At 39.1% G+C, this 25,785-nt stretch carries 29 protein-coding genes; 1 reads left to right on the top strand and 28 read right to left on the bottom strand.

Annotation, left to right across the window (positions count from 1 at the left end; all coding sequences use genetic code 11):
* Window positions 1–96: 96 nt before the first annotated feature.
* The 24 genes from J7E66_RS12285 to J7E66_RS12170 all read right to left on the bottom strand — a co-directional run bounded on the left by J7E66_RS12285 (window position 97) and on the right by J7E66_RS12170 (window position 22,746).
* Window positions 97–864, bottom strand: a complete 768-nt coding sequence (locus J7E66_RS12285; protein WP_215000352.1) for a ribonuclease HII — start codon at window positions 862–864, stop codon at window positions 97–99.
* Between the two features lie 96 nt (window positions 865–960).
* Window positions 961–1,866, bottom strand: a complete 906-nt coding sequence (sdaAA, locus tag J7E66_RS12280) for an L-serine ammonia-lyase, iron-sulfur-dependent, subunit alpha (RefSeq protein ID WP_215000350.1) — start codon at window positions 1,864–1,866, stop codon at window positions 961–963.
* 30 nt (window positions 1,867–1,896) lie between these two features.
* The gene (gene sdaAB, locus J7E66_RS12275) at window positions 1,897–2,559 is read right to left on the bottom strand and encodes an L-serine ammonia-lyase, iron-sulfur-dependent subunit beta (protein WP_215000348.1); all 663 of its coding nucleotides are present in this window, start codon (window positions 2,557–2,559) and stop codon (window positions 1,897–1,899) included.
* A 130-nt stretch (window positions 2,560–2,689) separates the two neighbouring features.
* Window positions 2,690–3,553: a ribosome biogenesis GTPase YlqF gene (gene ylqF, locus J7E66_RS12270; protein WP_215000346.1), complete on the bottom strand. Its 864-nt coding sequence runs from the start codon at window positions 3,551–3,553 to the stop codon at window positions 2,690–2,692.
* A 20-nt stretch (window positions 3,554–3,573) separates the two neighbouring features.
* A complete protein-coding gene (gene lepB / locus J7E66_RS12265) occupies window positions 3,574–4,131 on the bottom strand; it encodes a signal peptidase I (protein ID WP_215000344.1) in 558 nt (185 codons plus the stop codon).
* 220 nt (window positions 4,132–4,351) lie between these two features.
* The gene (gene rplS / locus J7E66_RS12260) at window positions 4,352–4,696 is read right to left on the bottom strand and encodes a 50S ribosomal protein L19 (RefSeq protein ID WP_026566443.1); all 345 of its coding nucleotides are present in this window, start codon (window positions 4,694–4,696) and stop codon (window positions 4,352–4,354) included.
* Between the two features lie 145 nt (window positions 4,697–4,841).
* Entirely contained in the window at window positions 4,842–5,582 is a 741-nt protein-coding gene (trmD, locus tag J7E66_RS12255; protein ID WP_215000667.1) for a tRNA (guanosine(37)-N1)-methyltransferase TrmD, read from the bottom strand.
* Window positions 5,582–6,100, bottom strand: coding sequence for a ribosome maturation factor RimM (rimM, locus tag J7E66_RS12250; protein ID WP_215000342.1), 519 nt, complete (start codon window positions 6,098–6,100; stop codon window positions 5,582–5,584). The genes trmD and rimM overlap by 1 nt, the downstream gene beginning before the upstream one ends.
* A 12-nt stretch (window positions 6,101–6,112) precedes the next feature.
* Window positions 6,113–6,499 (bottom strand): YlqD family protein, encoded by a 387-nt coding sequence (locus J7E66_RS12245; RefSeq protein WP_215000340.1) that lies wholly within the window; start codon window positions 6,497–6,499, stop codon window positions 6,113–6,115.
* Window positions 6,500–6,734: 235 nt separating this feature from the next.
* On the bottom strand, window positions 6,735–6,965 hold the full coding sequence (locus tag J7E66_RS12240) for a KH domain-containing protein (protein WP_088086362.1): 231 nt from the start codon (window positions 6,963–6,965) through the stop codon (window positions 6,735–6,737).
* A gap of 13 nt (window positions 6,966–6,978) precedes the next feature.
* Window positions 6,979–7,251, bottom strand: coding sequence for a 30S ribosomal protein S16 (gene rpsP, locus J7E66_RS12235; protein WP_215000338.1), 273 nt, complete (start codon window positions 7,249–7,251; stop codon window positions 6,979–6,981).
* 187 nt (window positions 7,252–7,438) lie between these two features.
* A complete protein-coding gene (gene ffh, locus J7E66_RS12230) occupies window positions 7,439–8,791 on the bottom strand; it encodes a signal recognition particle protein (protein WP_215000336.1) in 1,353 nt (450 codons plus the stop codon).
* Window positions 8,792–8,803: 12 nt separating this feature from the next.
* Entirely contained in the window at window positions 8,804–9,136 is a 333-nt protein-coding gene (locus J7E66_RS12225; RefSeq protein ID WP_215000334.1) for a putative DNA-binding protein, read from the bottom strand.
* Window positions 9,137–9,231: 95 nt separating this feature from the next.
* A complete protein-coding gene (gene ftsY, locus J7E66_RS12220) occupies window positions 9,232–10,218 on the bottom strand; it encodes a signal recognition particle-docking protein FtsY (RefSeq protein WP_215000332.1) in 987 nt (328 codons plus the stop codon).
* An 18-nt stretch (window positions 10,219–10,236) separates the two neighbouring features.
* Window positions 10,237–13,803, bottom strand: coding sequence for a chromosome segregation protein SMC (gene smc / locus J7E66_RS12215; protein ID WP_215000331.1), 3,567 nt, complete (start codon window positions 13,801–13,803; stop codon window positions 10,237–10,239).
* 55 nt (window positions 13,804–13,858) lie between these two features.
* Window positions 13,859–14,599 carry a ribonuclease III gene (gene rnc / locus J7E66_RS12210; RefSeq protein ID WP_215000329.1) on the bottom strand — a complete coding sequence of 247 codons (741 nt, stop codon included), beginning with the start codon at window positions 14,597–14,599 and terminating at the stop codon, window positions 13,859–13,861.
* Window positions 14,600–14,769: 170 nt separating this feature from the next.
* Window positions 14,770–15,003, bottom strand: a complete 234-nt coding sequence (gene acpP / locus J7E66_RS12205; protein WP_026566432.1) for an acyl carrier protein — start codon at window positions 15,001–15,003, stop codon at window positions 14,770–14,772.
* Window positions 15,004–15,072: 69 nt separating this feature from the next.
* Window positions 15,073–15,816 carry a 3-oxoacyl-[acyl-carrier-protein] reductase gene (gene fabG, locus J7E66_RS12200; protein ID WP_215000327.1) on the bottom strand — a complete coding sequence of 248 codons (744 nt, stop codon included), beginning with the start codon at window positions 15,814–15,816 and terminating at the stop codon, window positions 15,073–15,075.
* A complete protein-coding gene (gene fabD / locus J7E66_RS12195) occupies window positions 15,813–16,760 on the bottom strand; it encodes an ACP S-malonyltransferase (protein ID WP_215000325.1) in 948 nt (315 codons plus the stop codon). Before fabD ends, fabG begins: the two co-directional genes overlap by 4 nt.
* A gap of 12 nt (window positions 16,761–16,772) precedes the next feature.
* Window positions 16,773–17,777, bottom strand: a complete 1,005-nt coding sequence (gene plsX / locus J7E66_RS12190) for a phosphate acyltransferase PlsX (RefSeq protein WP_215000323.1) — start codon at window positions 17,775–17,777, stop codon at window positions 16,773–16,775.
* A gap of 15 nt (window positions 17,778–17,792) precedes the next feature.
* Complete coding sequence (gene fapR, locus J7E66_RS12185) at window positions 17,793–18,359, bottom strand: transcription factor FapR (protein ID WP_088086352.1); 567 nt, start codon at window positions 18,357–18,359, stop codon at window positions 17,793–17,795.
* Window positions 18,360–18,501: 142 nt separating this feature from the next.
* Window positions 18,502–20,550 carry an ATP-dependent DNA helicase RecG gene (gene recG, locus J7E66_RS12180; protein ID WP_215000321.1) on the bottom strand — a complete coding sequence of 683 codons (2,049 nt, stop codon included), beginning with the start codon at window positions 20,548–20,550 and terminating at the stop codon, window positions 18,502–18,504.
* 113 nt (window positions 20,551–20,663) lie between these two features.
* Complete coding sequence (locus J7E66_RS12175) at window positions 20,664–22,346, bottom strand: DAK2 domain-containing protein (RefSeq protein WP_215000319.1); 1,683 nt, start codon at window positions 22,344–22,346, stop codon at window positions 20,664–20,666.
* A 37-nt stretch (window positions 22,347–22,383) separates the two neighbouring features.
* Window positions 22,384–22,746 carry an Asp23/Gls24 family envelope stress response protein gene (locus tag J7E66_RS12170; RefSeq protein ID WP_088086349.1) on the bottom strand — a complete coding sequence of 121 codons (363 nt, stop codon included), beginning with the start codon at window positions 22,744–22,746 and terminating at the stop codon, window positions 22,384–22,386.
* 284 nt (window positions 22,747–23,030) lie between these two features.
* Between J7E66_RS12170 and rpmB the strand changes: the two genes are divergently transcribed.
* Complete coding sequence (rpmB, locus tag J7E66_RS12165) at window positions 23,031–23,219, top strand: 50S ribosomal protein L28 (RefSeq protein WP_026566424.1); 189 nt, start codon at window positions 23,031–23,033, stop codon at window positions 23,217–23,219.
* A gap of 144 nt (window positions 23,220–23,363) precedes the next feature.
* Here the strand turns inward: rpmB and spoVM are convergent, their stop codons facing one another.
* From spoVM to rsgA, 4 genes are all read right to left on the bottom strand, one after another.
* Window positions 23,364–23,447, bottom strand: a complete 84-nt coding sequence (gene spoVM / locus J7E66_RS12160) for a stage V sporulation protein SpoVM (protein ID WP_007087787.1) — start codon at window positions 23,445–23,447, stop codon at window positions 23,364–23,366.
* A 105-nt stretch (window positions 23,448–23,552) separates the two neighbouring features.
* Complete coding sequence (locus J7E66_RS12155) at window positions 23,553–24,200, bottom strand: thiamine diphosphokinase (protein WP_215000317.1); 648 nt, start codon at window positions 24,198–24,200, stop codon at window positions 23,553–23,555.
* Window positions 24,201–24,255: 55 nt separating this feature from the next.
* A complete protein-coding gene (gene rpe / locus J7E66_RS12150) occupies window positions 24,256–24,900 on the bottom strand; it encodes a ribulose-phosphate 3-epimerase (protein WP_215000315.1) in 645 nt (214 codons plus the stop codon).
* Between the two features lie 2 nt (window positions 24,901–24,902).
* A complete protein-coding gene (rsgA, locus tag J7E66_RS12145) occupies window positions 24,903–25,784 on the bottom strand; it encodes a ribosome small subunit-dependent GTPase A (RefSeq protein ID WP_215000313.1) in 882 nt (293 codons plus the stop codon).
* Window position 25,785: the final 1 nt, after the last annotated feature.

Below are 25,785 nucleotides of genomic sequence, written 5' to 3'. Positions count from 1 at the left end.
ATAAATCAAGGAAATCTACACCTTATTTGGTATAATTTGTTTTCTACAATAATAAAAAAACAGGCATTGCCTGTTTTTTACTATTGTGTTTGATAATTAAACAAAATCCTTTACTGGTGCGAAACTTTTTCTGTGATAAGTGGTTATTCCGTGTTTTTGGATGGCTTCGATATGCTCCTTTGTTCCGTAGCCCATGTTGCGCTGAAATCCATAGGCTGGATGGGCCTCTGAAATTTCATTCATCAAATCATCTCTTGCTACTTTCGCTATAATCGAAGCGGCGGCGATAGAGATACTTTTTGAATCACCCTTAATAATAGATTCAGAGGTAAAGGGGGTTTCCAGTTTCATTGCGTCAATTAGCAATAAATCCGGCTTTGGATCTAAGGATGAGATGGCAGCTTTCATAGCTTTTTTTGTAGCTTCATAAATATTAATTTCATCTATTTCCTTGGCATGGATCATTGCAATACTGAAGGCAATCGCTTCTTTTCTAATAATCGAATCGAATTCCAAGCGTTTTTTTTCAGATAGCTTCTTAGAGTCGTCTATCCCTGCTAAGTAAAAGTCTTTTGGCAAAATGACAGCTGCTGCAACTACCGGACCTGCAAGAGGCCCTCTACCCACTTCATCGATACCGGCAATCTTCTCATATCCTCTTTTGCGCCATTTATGCTCATAGACATTCATTTCAACAAACTTTTCTTTTAGTCGATGATTCTCCGCAAATTTCTTACTCCATCTATGTACCAGCTGTTGGACACCCTTCCTCTCATCTTGAAGAATCCCCAACAAGAATGGATCAGTTTCTACTAATATATTTTCCAATTGTCGTTCAATTTCTGCGATTGTTAATTGTTTCATCTTATCACCCATTGTAATTGTTATCTTGGTCATTTGTTAAAAAACAACAAAATAACACCCAATATTCGAGATGAACTTGGGTGTTATTTCATTCCGTTAGGATATAACTAAGTCTTTTAGTTTGAATGTTTTGCTTGTGCCAAAAATTTCTTGTTCAAGTCTTCTTCCTGTCGGTGTCGCTGCAAGACCACCTTCCGCTGTTTCCCTTAAGGCAGATGGCATGGATTGGCCAATTAAGAACATCGCATGAATGACTTCATCGCAGGGGATTCTGCTTGTAATGCCAGCAAGTGCCATATCTGCAGCCGTGATGGCATTGGATGCACCCATTGCATTTCTTTTCACACAAGGAACTTCAACTAAGCCTGCTACAGGATCACAAACTAATCCAAGCATATTCTTCAATGTGATTGCCATCGCTTCTGCAGCTTGCTTAGGTGACCCACCAGCCAATTCTACAATCGAAGCTGCAGCCATACCACTTGCAGAGCCTACCTCTGCTTGACATCCCCCTGCCGCACCAGAAATAGAGGCATTATTTGCGACAACAAATCCGAAAGCTGCTGAGGTAAATAAAAATTCAATCATTTCTTGTCGGGTTGGATTTAATTTTTCTTTTACTGCAAATAATGTACCTGGTACGACACCTGCTGAACCAGCTGTTGGCGTTGCACAAATTACGCCCATTGCAGCGTTCACTTCATTGGTCGCCACCGCTTTACTGACGGCATCTAATAAAATGGTCCCCCCCAGCGCCTTGCCACTTTTAATATAGTTTTGGAGCAATACTGCGTCTCCACCGGTAAGACCTGTATGTGAGTACACACCGTTAAGTCCTCTTTCCAATGCTTGTTCCATAATCGTTAAGTTCTTATCCATTTTAGCAATAATATCTTCTCTAGAAAGGCCAGAAACTTCTATTTCTTGCCGGATCATAATTTCCGCTATTTTTACTTGATTGCTCTCTGCCAACTGAACAAGTTCTGCTACATTTCTAAACATAATGACACCTCCCGCTGGCTAATTAATGGTCTATTCGACCATACGAATAATTTGCGATACACTTGAAAGTTGATGTAGTTCCTCTATCACTAATTCATCAATTTTCTGATCAACTTCAATAACCATTAATGCCATTTCTCCTTTTTCTAATCGAGAAACTTCCATATGACCAATATTTATTTGATTTTTTGATAACACACTTGTTACTGCTGAGATAATACCAAATCGATCTTGATGAACAACCAAGATTGCGGGATGTTCACCGGAAAGCTTCAACGGAAAGGAGTTTAACTCTGTTATCTCAATCGTACCCCCGCCAATTGAAATCCCAACTAATTCGAGTTCGTTATCATCATTATATAAATTAATTTTTACGGTATTGGGATGATCCATCACAGCCTCTTCAATACAAAAGATCACCTCTAAACCCATTTGTTTTGCTATTTCTAAGGATTGTGGCATCCGTCCATCAAAAGTATCAAAATCTAACAGCCCTGCCACTATGGCAAAGTCTGTTCCATGTCCCTTATAGGTTTTTGCAAATGAACCGTACAATGAGATGATGGCTTTCTTTGGCAGCTGACCAAATAAGGTTCTTGCTACCCTGCCAATTCGCGCTGCGCCTGCGGTATGAGAGCTAGATGGTCCAATCATGACGGGACCAATAATATCAAATGCAGATCGATATTTCATTTAGAACGCTCCTTTACTTTCACTCAATTTATTTTACAAGATATACGGCTAAATTGCCTACAATAAATAGTGGTAAATTATTCCATAAAAAAGACTCTCCGTCTAGGAGAGCTTAAACTAGATTTTTTCTTTATTCAACCAAAAAATCAGTCGGTCGTTCAAATGTAATCCGACCAAACTTTTCTGATCTAATTTCCTTGATGACCAAATCTGAAACCTTATCATAATCAACGATACCACCAGCCATAAGACATCCACGCAGTACTCCTATTTTGTCAAACATCTCTACAACATCCTCAGGAAGGGTATCAAGATTGTACCGTTCTTTTAAACGATCTGGATATGCTCGTTCTAAATACTTAAGAGTATAGACAGTAAGATCCTGAAGATTTAATAACGTATCTTTGATTGCGCCTGTAACGGCAAGTTTTTTGCCGACTTCTTGGTCCTCAAATTTTGGCCATAAAATCCCGGGGGTATCAAGCAGTTCCATTTCCTTCCCCACTTTAATCCATTGTTGGGCCTTTGTTACACCAGGCGTATTTCCTGTTTTAGCGATATTTTTCTTTGCCAATCGATTGATTAACGTCGATTTACCAGCGTTAGGAATTCCAACTATCATCGCTCGGATCGCTCTTGGATTATTGACACCTCTAGCTCTTAAACGGTCAAACTTTTCCTTCAATATTTCCTTTGAAGCATTGGCAATGTCTCTCATGCCTTCTCCCGCATGAGAATTTATTGCGAGTGCCTTAATACCTTTATTCGCAAAAAACTCAATCCATTCCCTTGTTGCTTCTTTATCAGCCATGTCAGCCTTATTTAATAGGACAAGCCTTGGCTTATGCTGAATGATTTCATCTATCATCGGATTTCTCGAGGAATAGGGAATCCTCGCATCCACTAATTCAAAAATAATATCTACTAATTTTAACTTTTCCGTGACCTCTCTGCGAGCCTTAGCCATATGGCCTGGAAACCATTGGATCGTCATGCTTGGCCACCTCCCAAACTCTATTTCACTGTTACGATATGTGCATCATTTAACGGCCAGTAAACGAAACTGGTTTTACCGATAATTTTATCATAGGAAATGGTCCCAATATGCCGACTATCTTTACTGAAGCGGCGATTGTCGCCCATAACAAACAATTCACCTTCCGGAACCGTTTTACGTCCTATTTTTTCTTCTAAGGTAAATGGATCTGTTAACGGTCCATCCTCTACTTCTTTTTTATATTTATCCAAATATGGCTCTTTATACGCTTTTCCATTAACATATAATGTATCATCTTTATACTCAATTGTGTCGCCGGGCAATCCAATCACGCGCTTTATGTAATCCTTGTGTTCTGGTGCATGAAAGACAATGATATCAAATCGCTTTGGCTCACCAATATTATAACTAAACTTATTTACAATCATTCGATCCTGATCCTTCAATGTCGGCATCATCGATAAACCATCGACAACGATTGGAGCAAAAAGGAAGTACCGGATAACTGCAGCTAATATGACAGCAATCAAAAGGGCCTTTGTCCATTCCCAGAGTTCATTTTTCTTTTTTGTCATAACAATCCCCGCCATTCTCCGTAAAAAAATGTTTTATAAAATTCATTTTACATAATTTCAATAATTTTAACACGATGGGATCATATTTTTAATCAAACTTTAATAATTTGTTAAAAAATCAGCACCAATTTATAAACTCATAATTTAATATTACAAGGGCATCAAATCGATTATATAAAAAAAAGAGCCTGCTCCCGAGCAAGCTCTTTTTCTTTTCATATTATCGAATCTCTTTAATTCTTGCTTTTTTACCACGAAGGTTACGCAAGTAGTAAAGCTTAGCACGGCGAACTTTACCGCGACGAAGTACTTCTAGCTTCGCAATTTTTGGTGTGTGTACTGGGAAAGTACGCTCAACGCCTACTCCGTAAGAAATTTTACGAACTGTAAAAGTTTCGCTAATTCCACCACCACGACGCTTAATTACAACACCTTCAAATAACTGAATACGCTCACGAGTACCCTCGACAACCTTAACGTGTACACGCACAGTGTCACCAGGACGGAAAGCAGGAAGATCAGTACGAAGTTGTTCTTTTGTAATTTCTTCAATCAATTTTTGCATCGTTTTCAACTCCTTCCAACAGACGCTCATGCACATCAAACTCTTAATTATATTGCAGCGGAACATCGTTATAAGACCACAATCTGATTCATATCAGCTCAAGTCACAAGTAGTATCATACCATAATCGCTAAACTCGCGCAATACTACTCGTATTCTTTTTTTACTTCTTTAAGCCATTTTTCCTGTTCATTCGTCAATTCTATTTTCTCAAGTAGGTCTGGACGTCTTAAAATTGTTCGCCGTAACGCTTCTTTATTACGCCATTCTTCTATTAATTTATGATTACCTGATATTAGAACTTCTGGAACCTTTAGTCCCCGGAAGTCAGCAGGTCTTGTGTAGTGTGGATGCTCAAGCAGTCCTGTGCTGAAAGAGTCCTTCATATGAGATTCTTGATTTCCCAGCACTTCTGGTAAGAGTCGGACTACACTATCAACGATAACCATCGCACCAAGTTCACCGCCAGTTAAGACATAATCACCAATTGAGATTTCATCTGTTACTACATGTTCACGAATTCGTTCATCATAACCCTCGTAATGCCCACAGATAAAAATCAAATGCTCTTCCTTTGCCAATTCTTCCGCTTTCCGCTGCTCATATTGTTCACCCTGCGGACAAAGAAGAATCACCCGTGGATTCGTACCTTTTGCTTTTTCCTTGAGGGCTGTTACAGCATCAAAAATGGGCTGCGGTTTTAATACCATACCAGCTCCGCCGCCGTAGGGATAATCATCTACAGTTGAGTGTTTATTATCAGCAAACCCGCGAAAATTGACGACGTTATAGTTGACCGCAGATTTCTCAGCAGCCTTTTGCAAAATCGATTGTCCCAGTACCCCGGTAAACATCTCCGGAAATAAGGTGAGAATATCTATTTGCATCATGAAAGTAACCCTTCGATTGGATCGATTAGTATGACTTTTTCTTTCACATCTACTTTCTTGACCACATCATGGATATAAGGGATTAGTATTTCTTTGCCGCCTTTACCTTTAACCACCCAAACGTCATTGGCACCAGGAGATAGAATTTCAGAAACTTTTCCAAGCTCCTCGCCTTTTGTTGTAGCAACAAGGCATCCAATAATCTCATGGTAATAAAATTCATCCTCATTTAATGCACCAAGCTGTGTTTCAGGTACTTTTAGAATTCCATCCCTAAACTTTTCTACTTCATTGATATTGTTATAACCTTCAAATGAAAGTAATTCAAAATTTTTATGGGTTCGGCGGCTTTTAACTGTTAGTTCAATCGGCGAACTAGAATTAGGCATAAACAAATATAATACATTTCCTGCTTTATAGCGTTTCTCAGGGAAGTCAGTCTTTGATATAACTCGGACTTCCCCCTTTAGCCCCTGTGTGTTTACAATTTTTCCGACATTAAACCATTTTTCCATAGCTTTACACCTCTAGCGTATATCTTCTATTATTCCGTCTTTTATGATAATTGTAGGTTGCCCAATCCGCCCGTTCCATATGTCACCTATCTTAATTTCAACGAGGGCTTGTACTTCCTTTTCTTTTAACTCACTGCCTAATGGCAGCATATGTAATTGTTCGATTTGAAACTCAATAAGCTTTTCTTTTTCCAAACGTTTATTGATTTCTTTTTCAAAATGATTCTTTAATGCTCCAGGTGAATATCCCTTGGTTTTTTCCAAACGCTTCAACTCAAATTGAAGCTGACTAATCTCCCTTTGATACTGCAGCTTTTGTGCCTCGTAATGGTCAGCTAATTTTTTCTTACTATTTTCCGTTAGAATTTGTTTTACCACAACAGTTTGAATGATTTGCAAAGAAATGCCTCCCTCGTTCATTGAACTTTGAGAACTGTCTAGCTCCAGCGCCCAGCGGCTAGTGGACTTCGCTCTTCTCCCTACGATAAGTCAACATCGGATCGCTATCGCTCTCCGTGTTTCCTTTATCTCAGTCAAAGCGCTCCAGTCCATACGCCGCTAAACGGGCGCCTCCGCTTTTCTTATAGCAAAAAAGGGAGGAAATAATTCCTCCCTTTTATCTAGATGCAAAAAGCTATTCACCAATTTCTAGAAAAATTTTCTTTTGTTGTGATGATCCTGCTGCATAAACAACAGTTCTAATGGCCTTTGCAACGCGCCCCTGCTTACCGATAACTTTTCCCATATCTGTTTTATTAACAAATAACTGATAGGTTACACGGTTGTCATCTTCCACGACATCCACACGAACGTCTTCTGGAAAATCAACTAGGGGCTTAACAATCGTTTCGACTAATTGTTTCATCGTCGTCCCTGAGTTACTTACTTAATTTTGCATTATGGAATTTTTCCATGATGCCTTGATTAGAGAAAAGGTTACGTACTGTATCAGATGGTTTAGCACCGTCTTGTAACCATTTAAGAGCTAATTCTTCGTTGATGTCAACCTTAGCTGGTTGTGTAACCGGATTGTAAGTTCCTACAATCTCAATGTAACGTCCATCACGTGGTGAACGAGAATCTGCTACTACGATACGATAGAAAGGAGTTTTGTTTGCTCCCATACGTTTTAAACGAATTTTTACTGCCATTTTAAATAAGCACCTCCGAATAGTTTCACACAAGATAGTATAATATCAATTCTTTTATAGTTTGTAAAGTGTTTTTTCTTTACATACAGTATTACCAATAATTAGCAAAATAAAACAGATAAAAAAGTGAACTTAGATGACTGTCTAGCTCCAGCGCCCCTGAACAAGGCGCTTCCGCTTTTCGATTTTAAAACGGCTTGAAAGGAAGTTTAAATCCACCTTTTTTCTTACCTTTTTGCTGCATTCCAGTCATTTGTTTCATCATTTTTTTCATATCTTCAAACTGTTTTAACAAACGGTTTACTTCAGTTACAGAACGACCGCTGCCTTTGGCAATTCGGTTTTTCCGTTTGGCGTTCAAGATTTCTGGATTATTTTTTTCAACAGTCGTCATTGAACGGATGATTGCCTCAACATGAGCAATTTGCTTTTCATCGATTTGAAGATTATTTAACCCTTTAATCTTGTTTGCACCAGGCATCATCTTTAATAGTTCATCAAGTGGACCTAAATTACGAACCTGTCCAAGCTGATCCAAAAAATCCTCCAGCGTAAACGTAGCTGTCCGCATTTTTTGTTCCAACTCTTTAGCCTTTTCTTCATCAACATTGGCTTGTGCCTTCTCAATCAATGTCAGCACGTCACCCATACCAAGGATTCTAGATGCCATACGTTCAGGGTGAAAAGGTTCAAGTGCATCTAACTTCTCGCCTAAACCGACAAATTTAATTGGTGTTTGCGTTACTGCCCGGATTGAAAGTGCCGCCCCGCCTCTGGTATCACCATCCAGCTTTGTTAACACAACCCCAGTTAATCCGAGCTGTTCGTTAAAGCTTTGGGCCACATTGACTGCATCTTGACCAGTCATGGCATCAACGACTAGGAAGATTTCATCAGGTTTAGTCAGTTCCTTAATGTCCTTTAACTCACCCATTAATGCTTCATCAACATGAAGTCGGCCGGCGGTATCAATAAGGACATAGTCATGATGCTCTTCTTTTGCTTTCGCAATGGCTTGCCTTGCAATTTCGACAGGGCTTACTTGATCACCAAGTGAGAAAACTGGCATGTCTAATTGCTTTCCTAGTGTTTCAAGTTGCTTGATCGCAGCAGGCCGATAAATATCTGCAGCAACAAGCAATGGCATACGGTTATACTTTTTGCGAAGCAAGTTGGCAAGCTTTCCGGATGTTGTTGTTTTACCAGCACCCTGTAAACCGACCATCATAATGACCGTTGGCGGACGATTTGACACCGCGATTTTGCTTTGTTCTCCACCCATCAATTCCGTCAATTCTTCATTAACGATTTTAATAATTTGTTGTCCAGGTGTTAAGCTTTTCAGTACTTCCTGCCCAACGGCACGTTCACTTACCTTTTTCACAAAATCTTTAACAACCTTGAAGTTTACGTCTGCTTCTAGTAAAGCTAGACGTACTTCACGCATCATTTCTTTTACATCCGCTTCTGAAACTTTCCCTTTTCCGCGGATTTTTTGAATTGTATTTTGCAGTCGGTCGGCTAATCCTTCAAATGCCATTCATGCCGCCTCCTAATCTAAATTCTCCAACTCGGCAACAGCTTCTAACATTGCCTGCTTTGAAGGGTGATCCTCATTGAGCAATTCTTTTACATTTCTTAAAAGTTTGCTGCGCTCTTGAAATTTCTGAAATAATAGCAGCTTTTCCTCATATTCCTCGAGCATTGCCTCCGTCCGCTTGATATTATCATAAACGGCTTGGCGGCTTACATCATACTCTTCGGCAATTTCTCCTAAAGAGTAATCATCTAGATAATAGAGAGACATATAGCTTTGCTGCTTTGGGGTTAACAACGAATGGTAAAAGTCATAAAGATAGTTCATTCGTGTCGTCTTTTCAAGCATGCAATCCCCTCCAATGCGCATGTTAAGTGAAAAGCCTTTACATAAGTAGTTTACAAGGTCAGAGATTATCTGTCAAGATAATACCTTTACATCCATTAATCCGCTTTTTCCACTTCATCTGCAAATAAACCATACACATATTTTTCCGCTTCAAATTCTTGAAGGTCGTCCATTTTTTCGCCGAGACCAACAAATTTCACAGGAATTTTTAATTCATTGCGGATAGCAAGGACGATTCCGCCTTTTGCCGTTCCGTCTAATTTTGAAAGAACAATTCCACTAACATTTGTCACTTCTTTAAAGGTTTTTGCCTGGATCAGGGCGTTTTGACCAGTTGTTGCGTCAAGGACTAAAATTACTTCATGTGGGGCACCGGGAATTTCTTTTTCTATCACACGTTTTACCTTTTCAAGCTCCTTCATTAAGTTTACTTTGTTTTGCAAGCGGCCAGCGGTATCACATAACAAAATATCTGTTTTACGAGATTTAGCTGCCTGTATGGCATCGTACATAACCGCGGCAGGGTCAGACCCTTCCGATTGCTTAATAACATCGACGCCGACTCTTTCTCCCCAGACTTCAAGTTGTTCAATCGCACCAGCACGGAAAGTATCACCTGCTGCTAATAGTACTTTCTTTCCTTCATTCTTAAACTTGTACCCAAGCTTACCGATCGTTGTTGTTTTTCCAACCCCATTAACTCCAACAAATAGAATGACTGTCAGCCCATCCTCTTGAATATTTAATTTTGAGGATTGTTCTTCACCCGCATTGTAGATATCAACCAACTTTTCGGATATTACACTTTGTACATCCTGTGGGTCTTGGATGTTCCGGCGTTTAACTTCCATTTTCAACTCTTCAATCAGTTTCATCACTGTATCAAAGCCTACATCAGCCTGGATCATGATTTCTTCTAATTCTTCAAAAAAGTCTTCATCTACTTTACGGTACCTGGCAACAAGGTCATTTACTTTTCCTGAGAAATTATCCCTTGTTTTTGTAAGACCTTCCTTAAACTTCTCTGTCACCGTATCCGTGGATTTTGTGATTTTTTCTTTTAATTTTTTAAAAAAACTCATTTTTTTCACTTCCTAATTTTAAGATTCAACAAGCTCTTTTGTTTCCTCTAAGCGAACAGATACAAGCTTTGAAACACCTGATTCTTGCATAGTTACCCCGTAAAGCACATCTGCTTCCTCCATTGTTCCTTTGCGGTGGGTAATCACAATAAATTGCGTCTCCTTACTATATCGTTTTAAGTATTGGCTGAAGCGTTGGACATTGGCTTCATCCAACGCTGCTTCTACCTCATCAAGGATACAGAACGGAACGGGCCGTACCTTTAAAATAGAAAAAAGTAGCGCAATCGCAGTTAATGCACGTTCACCACCTGATAATAAACCTAAATTTTGCAGTTTTTTACCCGGTGGCTGCGCAACAATTTCGACACCTGTATTTAACAAATCACCTGGGACAGTTAGAACGAGGTCGGCTCTCCCCCCACCAAAAAGGGTTCTAAATACCGGCTCAAAATGTTCACGAATTCCATTAAAGGTCTGTTCAAAGCGTTTTTTCATTTCTTCATCCATTTCGTCAATAACCTTATAAAGGGTTTCTTTAGCTTCCTGGAGATCATTCTTCTGTTCATTCAGGAACTCATACCGTTCAGAGACACGCTCATACTCTTCAATCGCACCAATGTTGACATTACCAAGTTCTTCAATGGCCAGTTTTATAAGTTTGACCTTTTTTCTCGCTTCTTCAATCGATAACGTTAATGGATATTGTTCCTTTGCACCTTCAAACGATAAAAGATATTCTTCTCTTAACCGTGCAAAACGGTTTTCAAGATCGACATCCAAGCGGTTGATTTTTACTTCCTCGTCTTTTAAAACGACTATCATTCCTCGATGGAGTCTTTTTAGTTCTTTAACTTCCAATTCTAAGTCTTCTAAGGCGGACCTTAAGGACAAACGTTCTTCTCTTCTAACCGTAATTAACTGTAATGCAGCTTCTTTATCCTGTTGTTTTCTAATTGCAGCTGTTTCTAACTGTTCTTCACCTGATGAACTGTTTGTCATTTCCGAACTTAACAGATTAAGATCTTCAGTATAAAGAGCATGCTTTTGTTCACTCTCTTCTAAATCTGTTAGCAGAAGTGTCAACCGTTCTTTTGTGCTCATATACTGTTCATTTTTAGAAGCAAACGCTACTTTTAAATCATTTATTTCAATAGTTAGAGTCTCTTTCGAAGTCAAATCACTCGACTTTTGTTCGGTAAGCTTCGCTATTTGCGCCTCAAGCTTATCTATCGTTGTTTTGTATGTCTCCATTGCAATGGCTAATTCTTTTTTTCTATTTGTTAAGGTTGTTTTCTCATCAGAAAATTGCCCTTTTTCAAGGTCATAAATAGCTAAGCGTTCATTGATATTTTTTTCTTCGAGCTCTGCTTGCCGAAGGTCACCCTTCAAAGAAAGTTCATTTAATCTCAACTCTTCGCCATCTTTGCGCATTTCTTCAAGTTGCTTTTCTATTCGATGAACATCTTCTTTTAATGACTTTACAAGTTGTTCTAGATGGATCGTTTTTTCTTCCATCACAACTAACTTCTCTTTTAATTCCTCAAGTTCTCCTTTACGAGTTAATAAGGATGAGTTTTTTTGTTTAATGGCACCACCTGTCATTGAACCGCCAGGATTAACGATATCACCATCGATCGTTACCAAACGGCCGCGGTATTGAAGAATTTTCGCTAATTCATTGGCGCCTTTTAAGTCTTTTGTAATGACAACATTCCCAAGCAGACTGCTCATAACCTCCGAGTACTTTTGATCAAATTTAACAAGACTTACGGCTGTTCCAACAAAGGATGGATGATTTTGGATGGAAGCTATTTGCGCGGAAGACAACGGTCTTCCCTTAATGACATTTAACGGTAAGAAGGTTGCACGGCCAAAAGAATTCTGTTTCAAATATTGGATTGCTGTCCGCCCATTTTGTTCATTATCAACGACGATATGCTGCAAAGCCCCGCCAAAGGATGTTTCTAATGCAGTTTCATACTGTTTCGGAACAGTCACAAGCTCGGCAACCGCTCCCTCAATTCCCTTTAAGTTTTTCCCACGTGCTTTAAGAATTTCTTTTACTCCCTGAAAAAAACCTGAATAATCTTCTTCCATTTCTTCGAGCATTTCTTTTCTTGACTTTGCCTGTTGAAGAATTTGGTATGCCTGATACAGTGTCTTTTCTTGTTTTTGATAATTATTTCTTGTTGTCTCAAGCTTACGCTGCTTTTCTCGAAAAGCTCCTACTTGATCTTCTATTTTTTGTTGTACTTCGTCTAATGCTGATTGGATCGCAGCTTTTTTATCCTTGGCAATTTGCCGTTCCTCAATAAACTTGTCATTCTCAACATCAAGTCGTGAACTTCTTCTTTCCTGCTGTTCCAGTTGCTGTTCAATGTATTTCATTTCATTTTTTGCGCCAGCTTGATCATTTAGCCATTCGATATATTCACTTTTTAAACTCTCTATTTTATCTTCAATATTTTCGGTGAATAACTGCAGTTTCGCCTGTTTTCCCTTTAATTGAGTTTGTAATTCGGTGACCTGCTTTCCAAGATCCTCGGCAGACATTGAAAGGATGTCGCGATTCATTTTTAGCTGGTTAATTTTTTCATTTAGTTCCGAAATGTTCGTTTGAAGCTGTTCTTTATTTTGTGAAGCATTTTTCTTTCGTTCTTTTAAGACTTCTTTTCGGCCTTCCAGTTTTTCTAACTCCTCCGTAGCATGAAGAAGAACATTCTGCAGGTCGGTGATTGACTCATCAAATGCTGTCATTTGATCTCTTTTTTCAACTATTTTTGCTTCCTTTACTTGCAATTCAGAAGAGATTTTAAGTTCTTCCTCCTGATGTTCGTTCAACAGCTTGGAAAGGCCCTCCCATTTTTGATGAAGATCTTCAATTTCATACACTGTTAAGGCAACTTCAAATTTTTCTAGTTCCTCTTTCTTCTCCAGAAAATCTTTTGCCATCGAGGCCTGAATTTTTAATGGTTCTACTTGGCTTTCAAGTTCGTGTAAAATATCATTTACACGGTTTAAATTGTCTTGTGTTTCAAACAGTTTTACTTCTGCTTTTTTCTTTCGATGTTTATACTTTAGTACACCAGCTGCCTCATCAAATATGGTTCTTCGTTCTTCTGCTTTACTATTTAAGATTTCTTCCACTTTTCCTTGGCTAATTATCGAAAATGCTTCTCTCCCCAGCCCAGAATCCATGAATAAGTCGATAATATCTTTAAGACGACACTGTTGCTTATTTATCAAGAATTCACTATCACCTGAACGGGATACTCTCCTTGTGACACTTACTTCGTTATAATCAAGTGACACGCCTTGATCCTGATTATCCAAGGTTAATGTTACTTCAGCAAAATTTAGGGGTTTTCTGGTATCGCTACCCCCAAAAATAATATCCTCCATTTTACTGCCTCTAAGCGATTTGGCCGACTGTTCACCCAATACCCAACGAATAGCATCGGTAATATTACTTTTCCCACTGCCATTTGGACCTACCACAGCCGTTACGCCTGGAACAAAATCAACTCCAATACGATCAGCGAAGGACTTAAAGCCAATAATGTCCAACCGTTTTAAAAACATTTCTAAATCCTCCCTATGCATACAAGCTGGACTACTTGCAAACATTTTGTCATTTCTAAGTTGTTTTTTCCTTTAATATGTCGAGAGCCATTTGGGCGGCATGTTGTTCGGCTTCCTTCTTTGATTTTCCCGTACCTACACCTAATTCCTTGCCATTCAACGAAACTTTCGATACAAATTCTTTATTATGAGCAGGCCCAATTTCTTGAAGAACACGATATTCAATAGCGCCTGCCCCATCCCGTTGAATGAGTTCCTGTAACTGGCTTTTATAATCCATCACATGAGAAAAAGCACCGGCATTAATTTTAGGAAAAACTATTTTCTCGAGAAATTTAATGACTGTTTCAATTCCTTGGTCCAAATAAAGAGCTCCAATGAACGCTTCAAAAACATCTGCTAGTAAGGCGGGACGCTCCCTTCCGCCTGTCATCTCTTCCCCTTTACCCAACAAAACTAATTTTCCGAAGTTCAGTTCGTTGGCAAATGACACAAGAGATGGCTCGCAAACAATTGCAGCTCGAAGTTTCGTCAATTCTCCCTCTGTCATCGTAGGATATTTTTTGTATAGGAATTGTGAAACAGTTAACTCAAGAACGGCATCTCCTAAAAACTCAAGCCTCTCATTATCTTCAAAAGGCTTTCTTCGATGCTCATTCACATAAGATGAATGAGTAAAAGCTTGTTTTAATAATTTCTCGTTTTCAATCGTAATACCAATCGTATTTTGAAAACCCTTAAATAGATTTTCTTTTGCGCGATTATTTAAATCTTTTTCATTATTATTTCTGCGCATATAAAACGTCTCCACCTTGCATTAAATAATTTACACACCACTCAAGTATAAGTTTAAAAAAAGTTTTTAGCAAAACGCAAAGAAACTTGGCATCACAGTTGGAAGCCAAGTTCTATTTTACAGAATAAAGCTCCGTTTGAAAACGGAGCTTTTGTGAATAAATCCAACGATTACTTCGTGCTTTGTATGTAATTAACAGCGTCACCAACTGTGCTAATTTTTTCAGCATCATCGTCAGAAATTTCCATATCGAACTCATCTTCTAATTCCATAACTAGTTCAACTACGTCAAGGGAATCAGCTCCAAGATCATCTTTGAATGAAGCTTCAAGTTTAACTTGAGATTCATCCACGCCTAAGCGGTCAACGATGATTTTTGTTACACGTTCTAATACCTCTGCCATGCCTGTTCACCTCCCCTCAAGCTATTATAGAGTATTTCAACAAAATAATACACCTTGTTTTTATTAAAATTACATTACCATGCCGCCATCAATATGAAGTGTCTGCCCTGTGATATAGGCAGAATCATCAGAAGCAAGGAATGCGGTGATTTTGGCGATGTCTTTAGGCTCTCCTAATCTTGCTAAAGGAATCAGTTTTAACATTTCTGTTTTTACATCTTCAGGTAATTTTTCGGTCATATCCGTTGTGATGAAGCCTGGTGCAATGGCATTTACGGTAATATTGCGAGATGCCAGCTCTTTAGCCGTTGTTTTTGTTAAACCAATGACCCCAGCTTTTGCCGCCACGTAGTTTGCCTGCCCTGGATTCCCACTTACACCAACAATCGATGCAATATTAATGATGCGTCCTACCCGTTGCTTCATCATTTGTCTTGTTACTGCTTTTGTACAAAGGAAGACACCTTTAAGATTGATATTAATTACGTCGTCCCATTCTTCTTCTTTCATTCTCATTAATAAATTATCTCTGGTAATACCCGCATTATTGACGAGAATGTCAAGTTTTCCAAAGCGGTCTATCGTTCCCTTAACCATTTCTGCGACTTCTCCTGAGTTTGAAACATCACATTTTACAGCGAATGCCTCTCTCCCAAGTGCCTTTATTTCATCAACAACCTCATTTGCTTTGGCTTCACTGCCGGAAAAATTAACCGCCACATTTGCTCCTTGTCGTGCAAGTTCAAGAGCGATTTCTCTGCCAATACCTCTTGATGCACCTGTTACAAGGGCTGCTTTTCCTTCAAGATTCATAGTCTTTCCTCCTTTAACGCATCTATTACAGCTTGTGCGCTTTCCTCATCCGATACAGAATATGTTGACACTGTTTTATCAATTTTTTTGATTAAGCCTGATAAAACTTTCCCAGAACCCACTTCAATGAATGTATCGACACCCAAATCAATCATTTTTCGAACGGAGTCTTCCCATTGTACCGGGGAATAAAGTTGTTCAATTAACTTATCCTTAATTTCTGAGGCAGAACTAATTGGTTCAGCAGAAACGTTTACTACGATTGGGACACTAGCATCCCTCATTTCAATTTCATCCAATACTTCACGCAATTGAACTGCTGCTGGCTTCATTAACACGGAATGAAAAGGACCGCTTACTTCTAATGGAAGCACTCTTTTTGCCCCTGCTTCTTTCGCTTTCACGGCTGCAAGTTCTACCCCTTTTTTCGAACCTGAAATTACAATCTGACCTGGGCAGTTTAAATTTGCTAAGGACACAGGAAAACCAGCATCACTGATTTCTGCCGTCACATTTGATAGCGGAGTGCGATCGAGACCGAGCACAGCCGCCATCGATCCTTCCCCGTTAGGTACAGCACTTTCCATAAATTCGCCTCGTTTTCTAACAGCATACACCCCTTCTTCGAAAGTAAAGGTGCCCGCTGCAACAAGGGCCGTATATTCACCTAAACTGTGACCAGCAACAAAATCAGCTTTAATCCCAGATTTTTGGAAGTATTTCAATATAGCAATACTTGTTGTTAAAAGGGCTGGCTGTGTATTATAGGTAATTGTCAATTCTTCTTTTGGTCCCTCAAATATAAGTTTACTCAGTTGAGTGTTAAGCTTTTCATCTGCTCTCTTAAAATAATCCATTACCTCGGAGTGTTTCTCTGCTAACTCTTTCCCCATCCCGACGGCTTGTGACCCTTGCCCTGGAAACACAAATGCTATTTTCTTCATTTCAATACTCCTTTACCGTTCTACTTTGGCAATACTCGCTTCTTCTGTTGACATTTTAATTAATCCAACTACATCGTTACTTACCATTTCCCTCGTTTGCCGGATGGCGCTAAAAATAGCTTGCCCATTCGAAGATCCGTGAGCCTTAATTACAGGTGCATTTAAACCAAACAGTGCAGCACCGCCATATTCGGAATAATCCATTGTATTCTTTAAAGTTTTAAGATTCGGTTTTAACACAGCGGCAGCTAGTTTACTTGTAAAACTGCTCATTAAAGCCGTTTTTAACATTTTAAACATGGACAGTGCCGTTCCTTCAATCGTCTTTAGCACCATGTTACCCGTAAATCCATCGGTAACAACTACATCAGCTGCACCATCAAGTAAATCCCTTGCTTCCACATTACCGACAAAATTGATATTAGCCGTTTTTAATAGTTCAAAGGCATGCTTGGTAAGTTCATTCCCTTTCTTTTCCTCTGTGCCAATATTTAATAGACCCACTCTTGGTTGTGTAATTCCTCTTACTTTTGCACTATAAATGGAACCCATCAATGCATATTGCAAAAGATGCTCTGGTTTGGCCTCAGCATTGGCCCCGACATCTAGTAAAAGGAAGCCTTCGCCGCCAATGGTCGGAAGCGTTGGTGCTAAGGCCGGGCGGTGAATCCCAGTTACCCTGCCAACCACAAAAAGGCCTGCCGCGACTAAGGCACCTGTATTTCCTGCAGAGATGCACGCATCTGCCAATCCATCTGCTACCTGCTGGGCCGCTAGCACCATGGAGGCATTCTTTTTGCGGCGAACTGCTTTTACAGGCTCATCTGTTCCGAGAATCACTTCGGTTGTATGTATAACTGAAATCCGTTCATGATCAGTTAACGTTTCTTTAATTTTATTTTCATCCCCGACAAGGGTAATATGTATATCAGAAAATGCTTGTACAGCTTTTAGTGCGCCTAAAACGATTTCCTTTGGAGCATTGTCGCCGCCCATTGCATCAATTGCTAGGTTCATTTTTTTCCTCATCCTTTACCGATTTTTCGAACGGTACATTTCAAATTCTCCGGTAAAAACAAGTTCATTATTTACAAAACTTGTCACTTCGACACTTGTTCTGCCTAAGTTCCCATCGATTTTTGTTACTCTTGCCTTGGCTATGACACGCTCATTTAATTTTACCAAACGCTTAAATTGAATATTCGCCTTTGCTGTCAACGCCAATTCATCGTTAATGACAGCTACTGCTAGGGAATTTGCCTGTGCGAATACATGATGACCACGGGCAATGTTATTACGAATAAACACATGTTCTTTTTTTACATCAAAAATCGAAATGGCATTTTGATCTAATTCTATATGAATAATTTCACCAATGACTTCTTCAAGCGGAAGGGAGCGGACCTCATCATCAAATCGTTTTTCAGCAACAGTCTTAATTCGTTCCCGTAGTTCCGGGATTGATAATTCTAACCGATCAAGACGGATTGTTTGTACACTTACTTGGAATTTTTCAGCTAAATCTTCATCAGTAATAAATGGATTATCTTTTATTGTCGAGGTTAACAATTGCTGGCGCTCTTTTTTACTTTTTCTCATGAATTTTTACACCGTCCGAGATCTTATGACTAGGTACTAATAGTAGTATAAAATTTGAATTAGCAGATTGCAAGAGTTTGTTTTTTATACATAGCATCTGCTTTTTTTATTCTGGAATTCATTTAAAGGGAAAAAAACTTTATTAATCAAGCTTTTCCCCTTCTAATACACGTGATTCTTCAAGCATTTTTCTTAAAAATTGATATTCTTCCGCAGTCCAGAAGGTTTTTGATTGGATAAGCATTATCGCATCACTTCTCGCTGTTTCTAGTGCCCGATAATCATGAACCATATCTGCAACCTTAAATTCAGGAACACCGCTTTGTTTTCTCCCAAAAAAGTCGCCAGGACCTCTGAGTTCTAAATCCTTTTCACTTAGAACAAATCCATCGTTTGTTTCTGTCATGATCCGCATTCTTTCTTGGCCCACTTCTGATTTAGGACTGGCAAGCAAAATACAGTAGGATTGTTCGCTGCCACGTCCAACACGTCCACGAAGCTGGTGAAGCTGAGACAGGCCAAATCTTTCAGCATCATAAATAACCATCATGGTCGCATTTGGAACATTAACACCAACCTCAACAACTGTAGTTGAGACAAGCACCTGTACTTCGTTGGTACTGAACGACTTCATTACGGAGTCTTTTTCTTCCGAACTTAAACGCCCGTGCATAAGGCCTGCTTTATATCGGTTTTGAAAGTATTGGCTTAAAGTATTAAATACATCGATTGCGTTTTGGACATCAAGCTTTTCTGATTCTTCAATAAGCGGGCAAATTACATAGGCTTGGTGTCCTTTTTGTAATTCTTTTTCAACAAAGGCAAGTACACGCTCAAGCATTTCCGGCTTTGCCCAGTAAGTTTCAATTGATTTTCGGCCAGCTGGCATCTCGTCAATAATAGAAACATCCATTTCACCAAACACAGTGATTGCAAGTGTTCGTGGAATCGGTGTCGCAGTCATAAAAAGAACGTCAGGATTCTCGCCTTTTTCCCTGAGCACTCTTCGCTGCTCGACCCCAAAGCGATGCTGTTCATCGGTAATGACAAAACCGAGTCTTTTGAATGTGACCTCATCCTGTATGAGAGCGTGCGTACCAATTAATAGATCAACATTTCCTTCTGCCAGTTCATGAAGGATTTCCTTTCTCCGTTTACCCTTAATAGAACTCGTTAAAAGCTCGCATCTGACATCAAATGGTTCTAGCATGCTTTTTAAGCTTTGCGCATGTTGCTCTGCTAAAATTTCTGTTGGTACCATTAGAGCACCTTGGTAACCTGCTGTTACACTGGCATATAAACCAATTGCAGCCACTACAGTTTTCCCCGAACCAACATCCCCTTGCAACAATCGATTCATGCGTAGGGGTGATTTTAGTTCCGCCAACAATTCATTGACAACCCGTGTTTGAGCATTTGTTAACGGAAATGGAAGACTATTGATAAAACCCTCTACCTGAGTAACGTTATAGTTTTGGCAAATTCCTGGGGAATGTTCCCGTTCAAATTTCCTTAAGGCCTGCATTTTTAGTTGAAACATAAGAAATTCTTCATAAACAATGCGCCTTCGTGCCTGTTTCACATCCTCTTGGCTGCTCGGAAAGTGCATTGCTTCAATCGCCCCCTGTCTATCAAGAAGGCGATACTTTTTTAAGGATGCTGCTGGCAGTGTTTCTTCAATAAAATGTCCATATTGCTGGAAAGCAATGCTGATAAATTTTCGTATTCCCTTCGTTGTTAATTTCCCTCTTAATGAGTACACAGGCTCAAAATCCTTTGTCTTGGCGTTTGTGCCTGACTGCATTTCATTTGCAGTGATCGTTTGCCGATGGGCATCCCATTTTCCTGTGACCGTTATCGTTTCATTAATAATGATTTTATTTTTCAAATAGGGTTGGTTAAAAAAGACGACTTTGATTAAATGAGAACCAACGAAAAGTCGGATCATTAGTTTGGATTTCTTCCTTCCATAATAGACAAGAGAAGGCTCGCTATGAACCTTCCCTTCCACTGTTACTTTCTCATCATGCTGTACCTCTGTTATTTCACGAAGGCGGTAATCTTCATAGCGATAAGGAAAATATTCCAATAAATCTTGTATCGTAAAGATTTTCATTTCTGAAAAAATCTCAGCAGTCTCTTCACCAATTCCCTTAATGACAGTAATTTTTTGATTAAGATGTGGATTCACTATTACCCGACTCCCCCACTAAGCCATATCTATTGATTTTTTTAAAATTTACTCTTTCTAACTTCTTTTTTACAAAAAAAAGAAGGGAACTCCCCTTCTATTTTAGCGGTTCATTATTCAATTGAAAAGATAAATGAATACAACGGCTGCCCGCCGTTATGGATTTCTACTTCTACATCTTCATAAGTCTCTTCCACAAACTGTGTCAGCTGATTTACTTCTTCTTCGCTAACGTCTTCCCCATAAATGATGGTCAAGATTTCTGAATCGTCTGCGAGCATTTGTGAAAGTAATTCTTCAGCTACTTTTCCTTTGTTCTTGTTCTTTACCACAATTTTCCCCTCAGCAATACCCATAAAATCATCTTTCTCGATTTCTAAACCATCAATCTGGGTATCTCGTACAGCGAAGGTTATTTGACCAGTCTTTACGTGTTTTAGGGCATCATTCATTGCAGACTCATTGGCGTGAAGTTCCGCTGACGGATTAAATGCTAAAAGGGCCGAAAGTCCTTGCGGGACAGTTTTGGATGGTATGACATAAATATCTTCTTCTGCCACATCGGCTGCCTGCTGGGCTGCCATAATAATGTTTTTATTATTAGGTAAAATAAATACCTTTTTAGCATTAACTTCCTTAACAGCTTTCACGATATCCTCCGTACTTGGATTCATCGTTTGCCCGCCTTCTATTACGGCATGGGCGCCAATACTTCTAAATAAATCTGCAATTCCTGCTCCCATGGAAACCGCTACAATTCCGTATTCTTGCGGCTCTTTTGGAGGCTTCTGTTGTACAGCACCGGGTGCAATATGTGTTTCACCAACTATATTGGTATGCTGTTGACGCATGTTTTCAATCTTCATATTTATTAAATTTCCGTACTTTTGTCCGTAGCTTAATACTTCGCCAGGTTGTTCGGAATGTATATGGACTTTTACAACGTCTTCATCCGCTATGACTAATAAAGAATCACCTAATTTGCTGAGGTCATTTCGGAAAACCCCTTCACTGAAAGGATGCTTGGCGGTCTTTTCCTGTTCAAAGCGAACCATAAATTCGGTGCAGTATCCAAATTCAATATCTGCCGTGTTAATATGTCCTTGGACATTTTTGTGGTGTTCAGTATTAACCAATTCATCCATAGAAAGAGATGCAGAAGGGGTATCGGGAAGTTTTTCGCCTCTTAATACCGCAAGAAATCCTTCGTAAACAAACACTAGACCTTGTCCGCCACTATCGACAACACCGACTTCCTTTAACACTGGAAGTAGATCAGGAGTGCGCTTTAATGAAGCTTTTGCTTCTTGTAAAACTTCTTCCATAATAACAATAATATCATTTGAATTCTGGGCAGCTTGTACGCCCTTTTTAGCTGAATCCTTTGCTACAGTTAAAATGGTTCCTTCAACAGGCTTCATTACTGCTTTATACGCAGTTTCTACTCCAGCATCGAGGGCATGGGCAAAATCATTCCCTGAAATTTGCGCTTTCATTTCTACTGCCTTAGAAAAACCACGGAACAACTGTGAAAGGATCACTCCTGAATTTCCGCGAGCCCCCATCAGCAATCCTTTAGAAAGGGCTACTCCAACTTTACCAATATGTTCTTGAACATTATTTTTTACTTCTTTCGCCCCTGATGTCATTGATAAATTCATGTTTGTTCCAGTATCACCATCGGGCACGGGAAAAACGTTTAGTGCATCAACCATTTTTGCATTTGCAGCCAAATGATTTGCACCTTGAATCACCATCTCGGCAAAACGTTTTCCATCTAAAGCTGTTATTGACACAAACTTTCCTCCTCTACTTGAGGTTCATTATACAAACTTAAGGGTTCGTCACTCGAACTCCCTGAACGTAAATATTTACCGAGTCAACGGCAAGTCCAACAGTCTTATCGAGGGTGTATTTAACCTTTGATTGCACGTTGTGGGCAATTTCGGAAATTTTCGTTCCATAGCTAACAATAATGTACATATCAATATGTAATGCTTCATTTTCTTGGCGGACGATCACGCCGCGAGTGAAATTTTCTCTTCGTAGTATTTCCGTAATTCCGTCTTTAATTTGATTCTTTGAGGCCATACCGACAATACCATAGCATTCGATTGCCGCTCCTCCAGCGATGGTCGCGATTACTTCGTTTGAAATATCAATTTGTCCGAACTTTGTTTTTAATTCAATGGACATGAATCGTTCCCCCTCTTGAAAAAATTGCTCCTTGACTACAGTCATTTTACTATAGTCAATGCAATATTGAAAGTTATTCCTGCCTGTTTAATATAAGTGCATTTAATTAATAGGGATGTCAAGGCTTTTTTCTTGAAAGGTAACTATTGCAATCAAATAAGTTGTATGATAAATTATTAAGGTATCTCAAGTCTAGAAAATTTGTTCAATCAATTTTCTTTTTTCAGATGAGGATCTTAAAGATAGCTGTATAAAGCTTTTGGTAGTTAAGGAGGGAAATCATTATGCCACGTCAATGTGTTGTAACTGGAAAGAAAACAACAACTGGTAACGCACGTTCTCACGCTATGAACGCAAATAAGCGTACATGGGGTGCTAACCTACAAAAAGTACGTATTCTTGTTGATGGAAAGCCTAAACGTGTTTGGGTTTCTGCAAGAGCGTTAAAATCAGGTAAAGTAGAACGCGTTTAATATGGAAAAGGCATCCGTTGAGGATGTCTTTTCTTTATATACAAAAAGTACAATTACTCTACAACCCTTGTAACCAAATAAAAAGCACCCAAATTAAACGGGTGCCATTCGTTAATGAAAAGAATATCTAGATAAAAACCCATGCTATTCGTTCTTTTTAAACGCCCCTATCATCGCACGGACAAGTCCGCCTAAAAATCTCGGCAGTTTAATCGTATAGAATTTCATACTGTCCCTCCTCACAAATCTCCCCAGCTTATTCAACTCAACTTTTTTCGAACGCCCTACCATTTTATTCAAACGAACGAAATCAGTACCAAATTGTTTTGCATATTAATCGTGACTTCTTATCACTATTAATATGCCTTCAGAAAATGAAAAAGTACCATATTCACTAATAAGTTCATTACTAATACATAGTGTTGAGCCTATTGAAATATGACGATTTTCCAAAGGGAATTTAAAGCCTTCTAAGGTGAGATTGCGGACATTCAGTGTTAAAGGAACAAAGGAAATATATTTTTTTTTGTTTATTTTTTCAATTGTATAGCGCCCAGGTTCTTTAATAAAAATGATGTTATAGCGGTCAATCAAGCAGATATCAGCCGATTTTTTGGTTTTGAACTGATTCAGCAATAAGTGCACATTGGCAAATAAATGATCAAGTCTCCCCCCAGTTGCACCGAACATACGGATCATACTTGGATTCTGATCAAGTGCCCAATTGAGGGCTAACTCCATGTCTGTTTCATCTTTTTCCGGCATATACTTCTTCAATTCTACTACACGTTCTTCAATAAACATTAATTCCTCAGATGATACTGAATCGAAATCCCCAAAGGCAATGACCGGAGTTATATTTCTTTTTAACAAATGATAGACACCTCGGTCAACTCCGACCCAAATTGCATCTTTCTCTAGATACTCTGTTAAATCAGGTAATAGGCTTTCAGGTCCTCCGGCTAGAATATTAATAATCATAAAACTAACTCCTTTTCCATATGCAAAAAGCCAGCGCTAAAGCTGGCTCTTATCATTAACCTCTTATTTGCGAAATTGCCTTGGCATAATCTTCTTCATTATAAATAGCCGAACCTGCAACAAGTACATTTGCGCCGGCTTCCATGCATAGCTTTGCCGTTTCTGAATTAACACCGCCGTCAATTTCAATCTCAATGTCTAAGCCTTTTTGTTCTGCCATTTCTTTAACTTTTCTTATTTTCGGAAGTACCTCTGGTATGAATTTTTGCCCACCGAACCCTGGATTAACCGACATTAATAATACCATATCAATGTCTCCAATTATGTGCTGAATGGATTCCACGGGGGTTGCTGGGTTTAAAACAACACCCGCCTTGATACCAAAGGATTTAATATTTTGGACTGTGCGGTGAAGATGACGACATGCTTCCACATGTACGGTAATAAAATCGGCTCCAGCTTTGGCAAATTCCTCAATATATTGATCAGGGTTTTCAATCATTAGGTGTACATCAAGTGGCAGCTTCGTAATCGGACGAATGGCCTCAACAATGAGCGGACCAATCGTAATATTTGGTACAAAGTGACCATCCATGACATCGACATGAATATAGTCTGCTCCACCTTTTTCAACAGCAATAATCTCTTCACCTAATTTCGAAAAATCGGCGGAAAGAATCGAAGGTGCTATTTTTACCATCTTTAATACCTCGGCTTTCTATCTTTTATCTCCTGTAGGAAATCCAGATAATGTTCATATCGGTACTTAGGGATTTCACCTGATTCAACTGCATGTTTCACACCGCATTTCGGTTCGGTCCCATGCAAGCATCCTCGGAATTTACAATTCTCACTTGCTCTTTGCATTTCAGGAAAACATGAAGTCAAATCTTCGGCTTCAATATTGGTAAATTCTAATGAACTGAAGCCTGGTGTATCAGCTATTAATCCATTTCCAATCTTTATTAACTCCACATGTCTAGTCGTGTGTTTTCCACGGCCAAGATGCGACGAAATATCATTTGTTTTCAAATCAAGATCAGGTCTAAGGACATTTAGCAAAGATGATTTTCCTACACCTGACTGACCAGCAAAAACAGATATTTTATTATCAATGTGTGGACTTAACAGTTCAACCCCTGCTTCGGTTTCGGAAGAAGTTAGGATTACTTTATACCCTGCAGACGAATACTGCTCTGCATAAATCTTAATCTTCTTTTGCTGCTCTTCGTTTGTGAGGTCCATTTTAGTGATACAAATAAGCGGTTCAATCCGATTAAATTCAACTAGCACAAGGAAACGATCTAAAAGAACAGTACTGAAATCTGGTTCAACAGCCGAAAACACAAGGATCCCTTGATCTACATTCGCTATGGGGGGACGAATCAATTCGTTCTTCCGTGTCTTCACTTCCATAATGTAGCCTTCCAAGTCATTTTCTGCTTGAAAAACAACTTCGTCTCCAACGAGGGGGGTAATTTTATTCTTTCTAAATACCCCTCTACCACGGCATTGGATCAACTTGTCATCATCAAGAACATAATAGAAACCGCTTAATGCTTTAACAATTTTCCCTTCAGGCATA

The sequence above is a fragment of the Bacillus sp. ISL-7 genome (assembly GCF_018613065.1).
The sequence above is the reverse complement of the archived record's forward strand: the minus strand, read 5'-3'. Positions and strand labels throughout refer to the sequence as shown.

Bases quoted from the DNA above. Each gene is read 5' to 3' on its own strand.
- J7E66_RS12285 (WP_215000352.1), bottom strand. From the start codon at position 864: ATGAAACAATTAACAATCGCAGAAATTGAACGACAATTGGAAAATATA.
- sdaAA (WP_215000350.1), bottom strand. From the start codon at position 1,866: ATGTTTAGAAATGTAGCAGAACTTGTTCAGTTGGCAGAGAGCAATCAA.
- sdaAB (WP_215000348.1), bottom strand. From the start codon at position 2,559: ATGAAATATCGATCTGCATTTGATATTATTGGTCCCGTCATGATTGGA.
- ylqF (WP_215000346.1), bottom strand. From the start codon at position 3,553: ATGACGATCCAATGGTTTCCAGGCCATATGGCTAAGGCTCGCAGAGAG.
- lepB (WP_215000344.1), bottom strand. From the start codon at position 4,131: ATGACAAAAAAGAAAAATGAACTCTGGGAATGGACAAAGGCCCTTTTG.
- rplS (WP_026566443.1), bottom strand. From the start codon at position 4,696: ATGCAAAAATTGATTGAAGAAATTACAAAAGAACAACTTCGTACTGAT.
- trmD (WP_215000667.1), bottom strand. From the start codon at position 5,582: ATGCAAATAGATATTCTCACCTTATTTCCGGAGATGTTTACCGGGGTA.
- rimM (WP_215000342.1), bottom strand. From the start codon at position 6,100: ATGGAAAAATGGTTTAATGTCGGAAAAATTGTAAACACACAGGGGCTA.
- J7E66_RS12240 (WP_088086362.1), bottom strand. From the start codon at position 6,965: ATGAAACAATTAGTCGAAACGATTGTTAAGCCCCTAGTTGATTTTCCA.
- rpsP (WP_215000338.1), bottom strand. From the start codon at position 7,251: ATGGCAGTAAAAATTCGTTTAAAACGTATGGGAGCAAACAAAACTCCT.
- ffh (WP_215000336.1), bottom strand. From the start codon at position 8,791: ATGGCATTTGAAGGATTAGCCGACCGACTGCAAAATACAATTCAAAAA.
- J7E66_RS12225 (WP_215000334.1), bottom strand. From the start codon at position 9,136: ATGCTTGAAAAGACGACACGAATGAACTATCTTTATGACTTTTACCAT.
- ftsY (WP_215000332.1), bottom strand. From the start codon at position 10,218: ATGAGTTTTTTTAAAAAATTAAAAGAAAAAATCACAAAATCCACGGAT.
- smc (WP_215000331.1), bottom strand. From the start codon at position 13,803: ATGTTTTTAAAACGGTTGGACATTATTGGCTTTAAGTCCTTCGCTGAT.
- rnc (WP_215000329.1), bottom strand. From the start codon at position 14,599: ATGCGCAGAAATAATAATGAAAAAGATTTAAATAATCGCGCAAAAGAA.
- acpP (WP_026566432.1), bottom strand. From the start codon at position 15,003: ATGGCAGAGGTATTAGAACGTGTAACAAAAATCATCGTTGACCGCTTA.
- fabG (WP_215000327.1), bottom strand. From the start codon at position 15,816: ATGAATCTTGAAGGAAAAGCAGCCCTTGTAACAGGTGCATCAAGAGGT.
- fabD (WP_215000325.1), bottom strand. From the start codon at position 16,760: ATGAAGAAAATAGCATTTGTGTTTCCAGGGCAAGGGTCACAAGCCGTC.
- plsX (WP_215000323.1), bottom strand. From the start codon at position 17,777: ATGAACCTAGCAATTGATGCAATGGGCGGCGACAATGCTCCAAAGGAA.
- fapR (WP_088086352.1), bottom strand. From the start codon at position 18,359: ATGAGAAAAAGTAAAAAAGAGCGCCAGCAATTGTTAACCTCGACAATA.
- J7E66_RS12170 (WP_088086349.1), bottom strand. From the start codon at position 22,746: ATGTCCATTGAATTAAAAACAAAGTTCGGACAAATTGATATTTCAAAC.
- rpmB (WP_026566424.1), top strand. From the start codon at position 23,031: ATGCCACGTCAATGTGTTGTAACTGGAAAGAAAACAACAACTGGTAAC.
- spoVM (WP_007087787.1), bottom strand. From the start codon at position 23,447: ATGAAATTCTATACGATTAAACTGCCGAGATTTTTAGGCGGACTTGTC.
- J7E66_RS12155 (WP_215000317.1), bottom strand. From the start codon at position 24,200: ATGATTATTAATATTCTAGCCGGAGGACCTGAAAGCCTATTACCTGAT.
- rpe (WP_215000315.1), bottom strand. From the start codon at position 24,900: ATGGTAAAAATAGCACCTTCGATTCTTTCCGCCGATTTTTCGAAATTA.
- rsgA (WP_215000313.1), bottom strand. From the start codon at position 25,784: ATGCCTGAAGGGAAAATTGTTAAAGCATTAAGCGGTTTCTATTATGTT.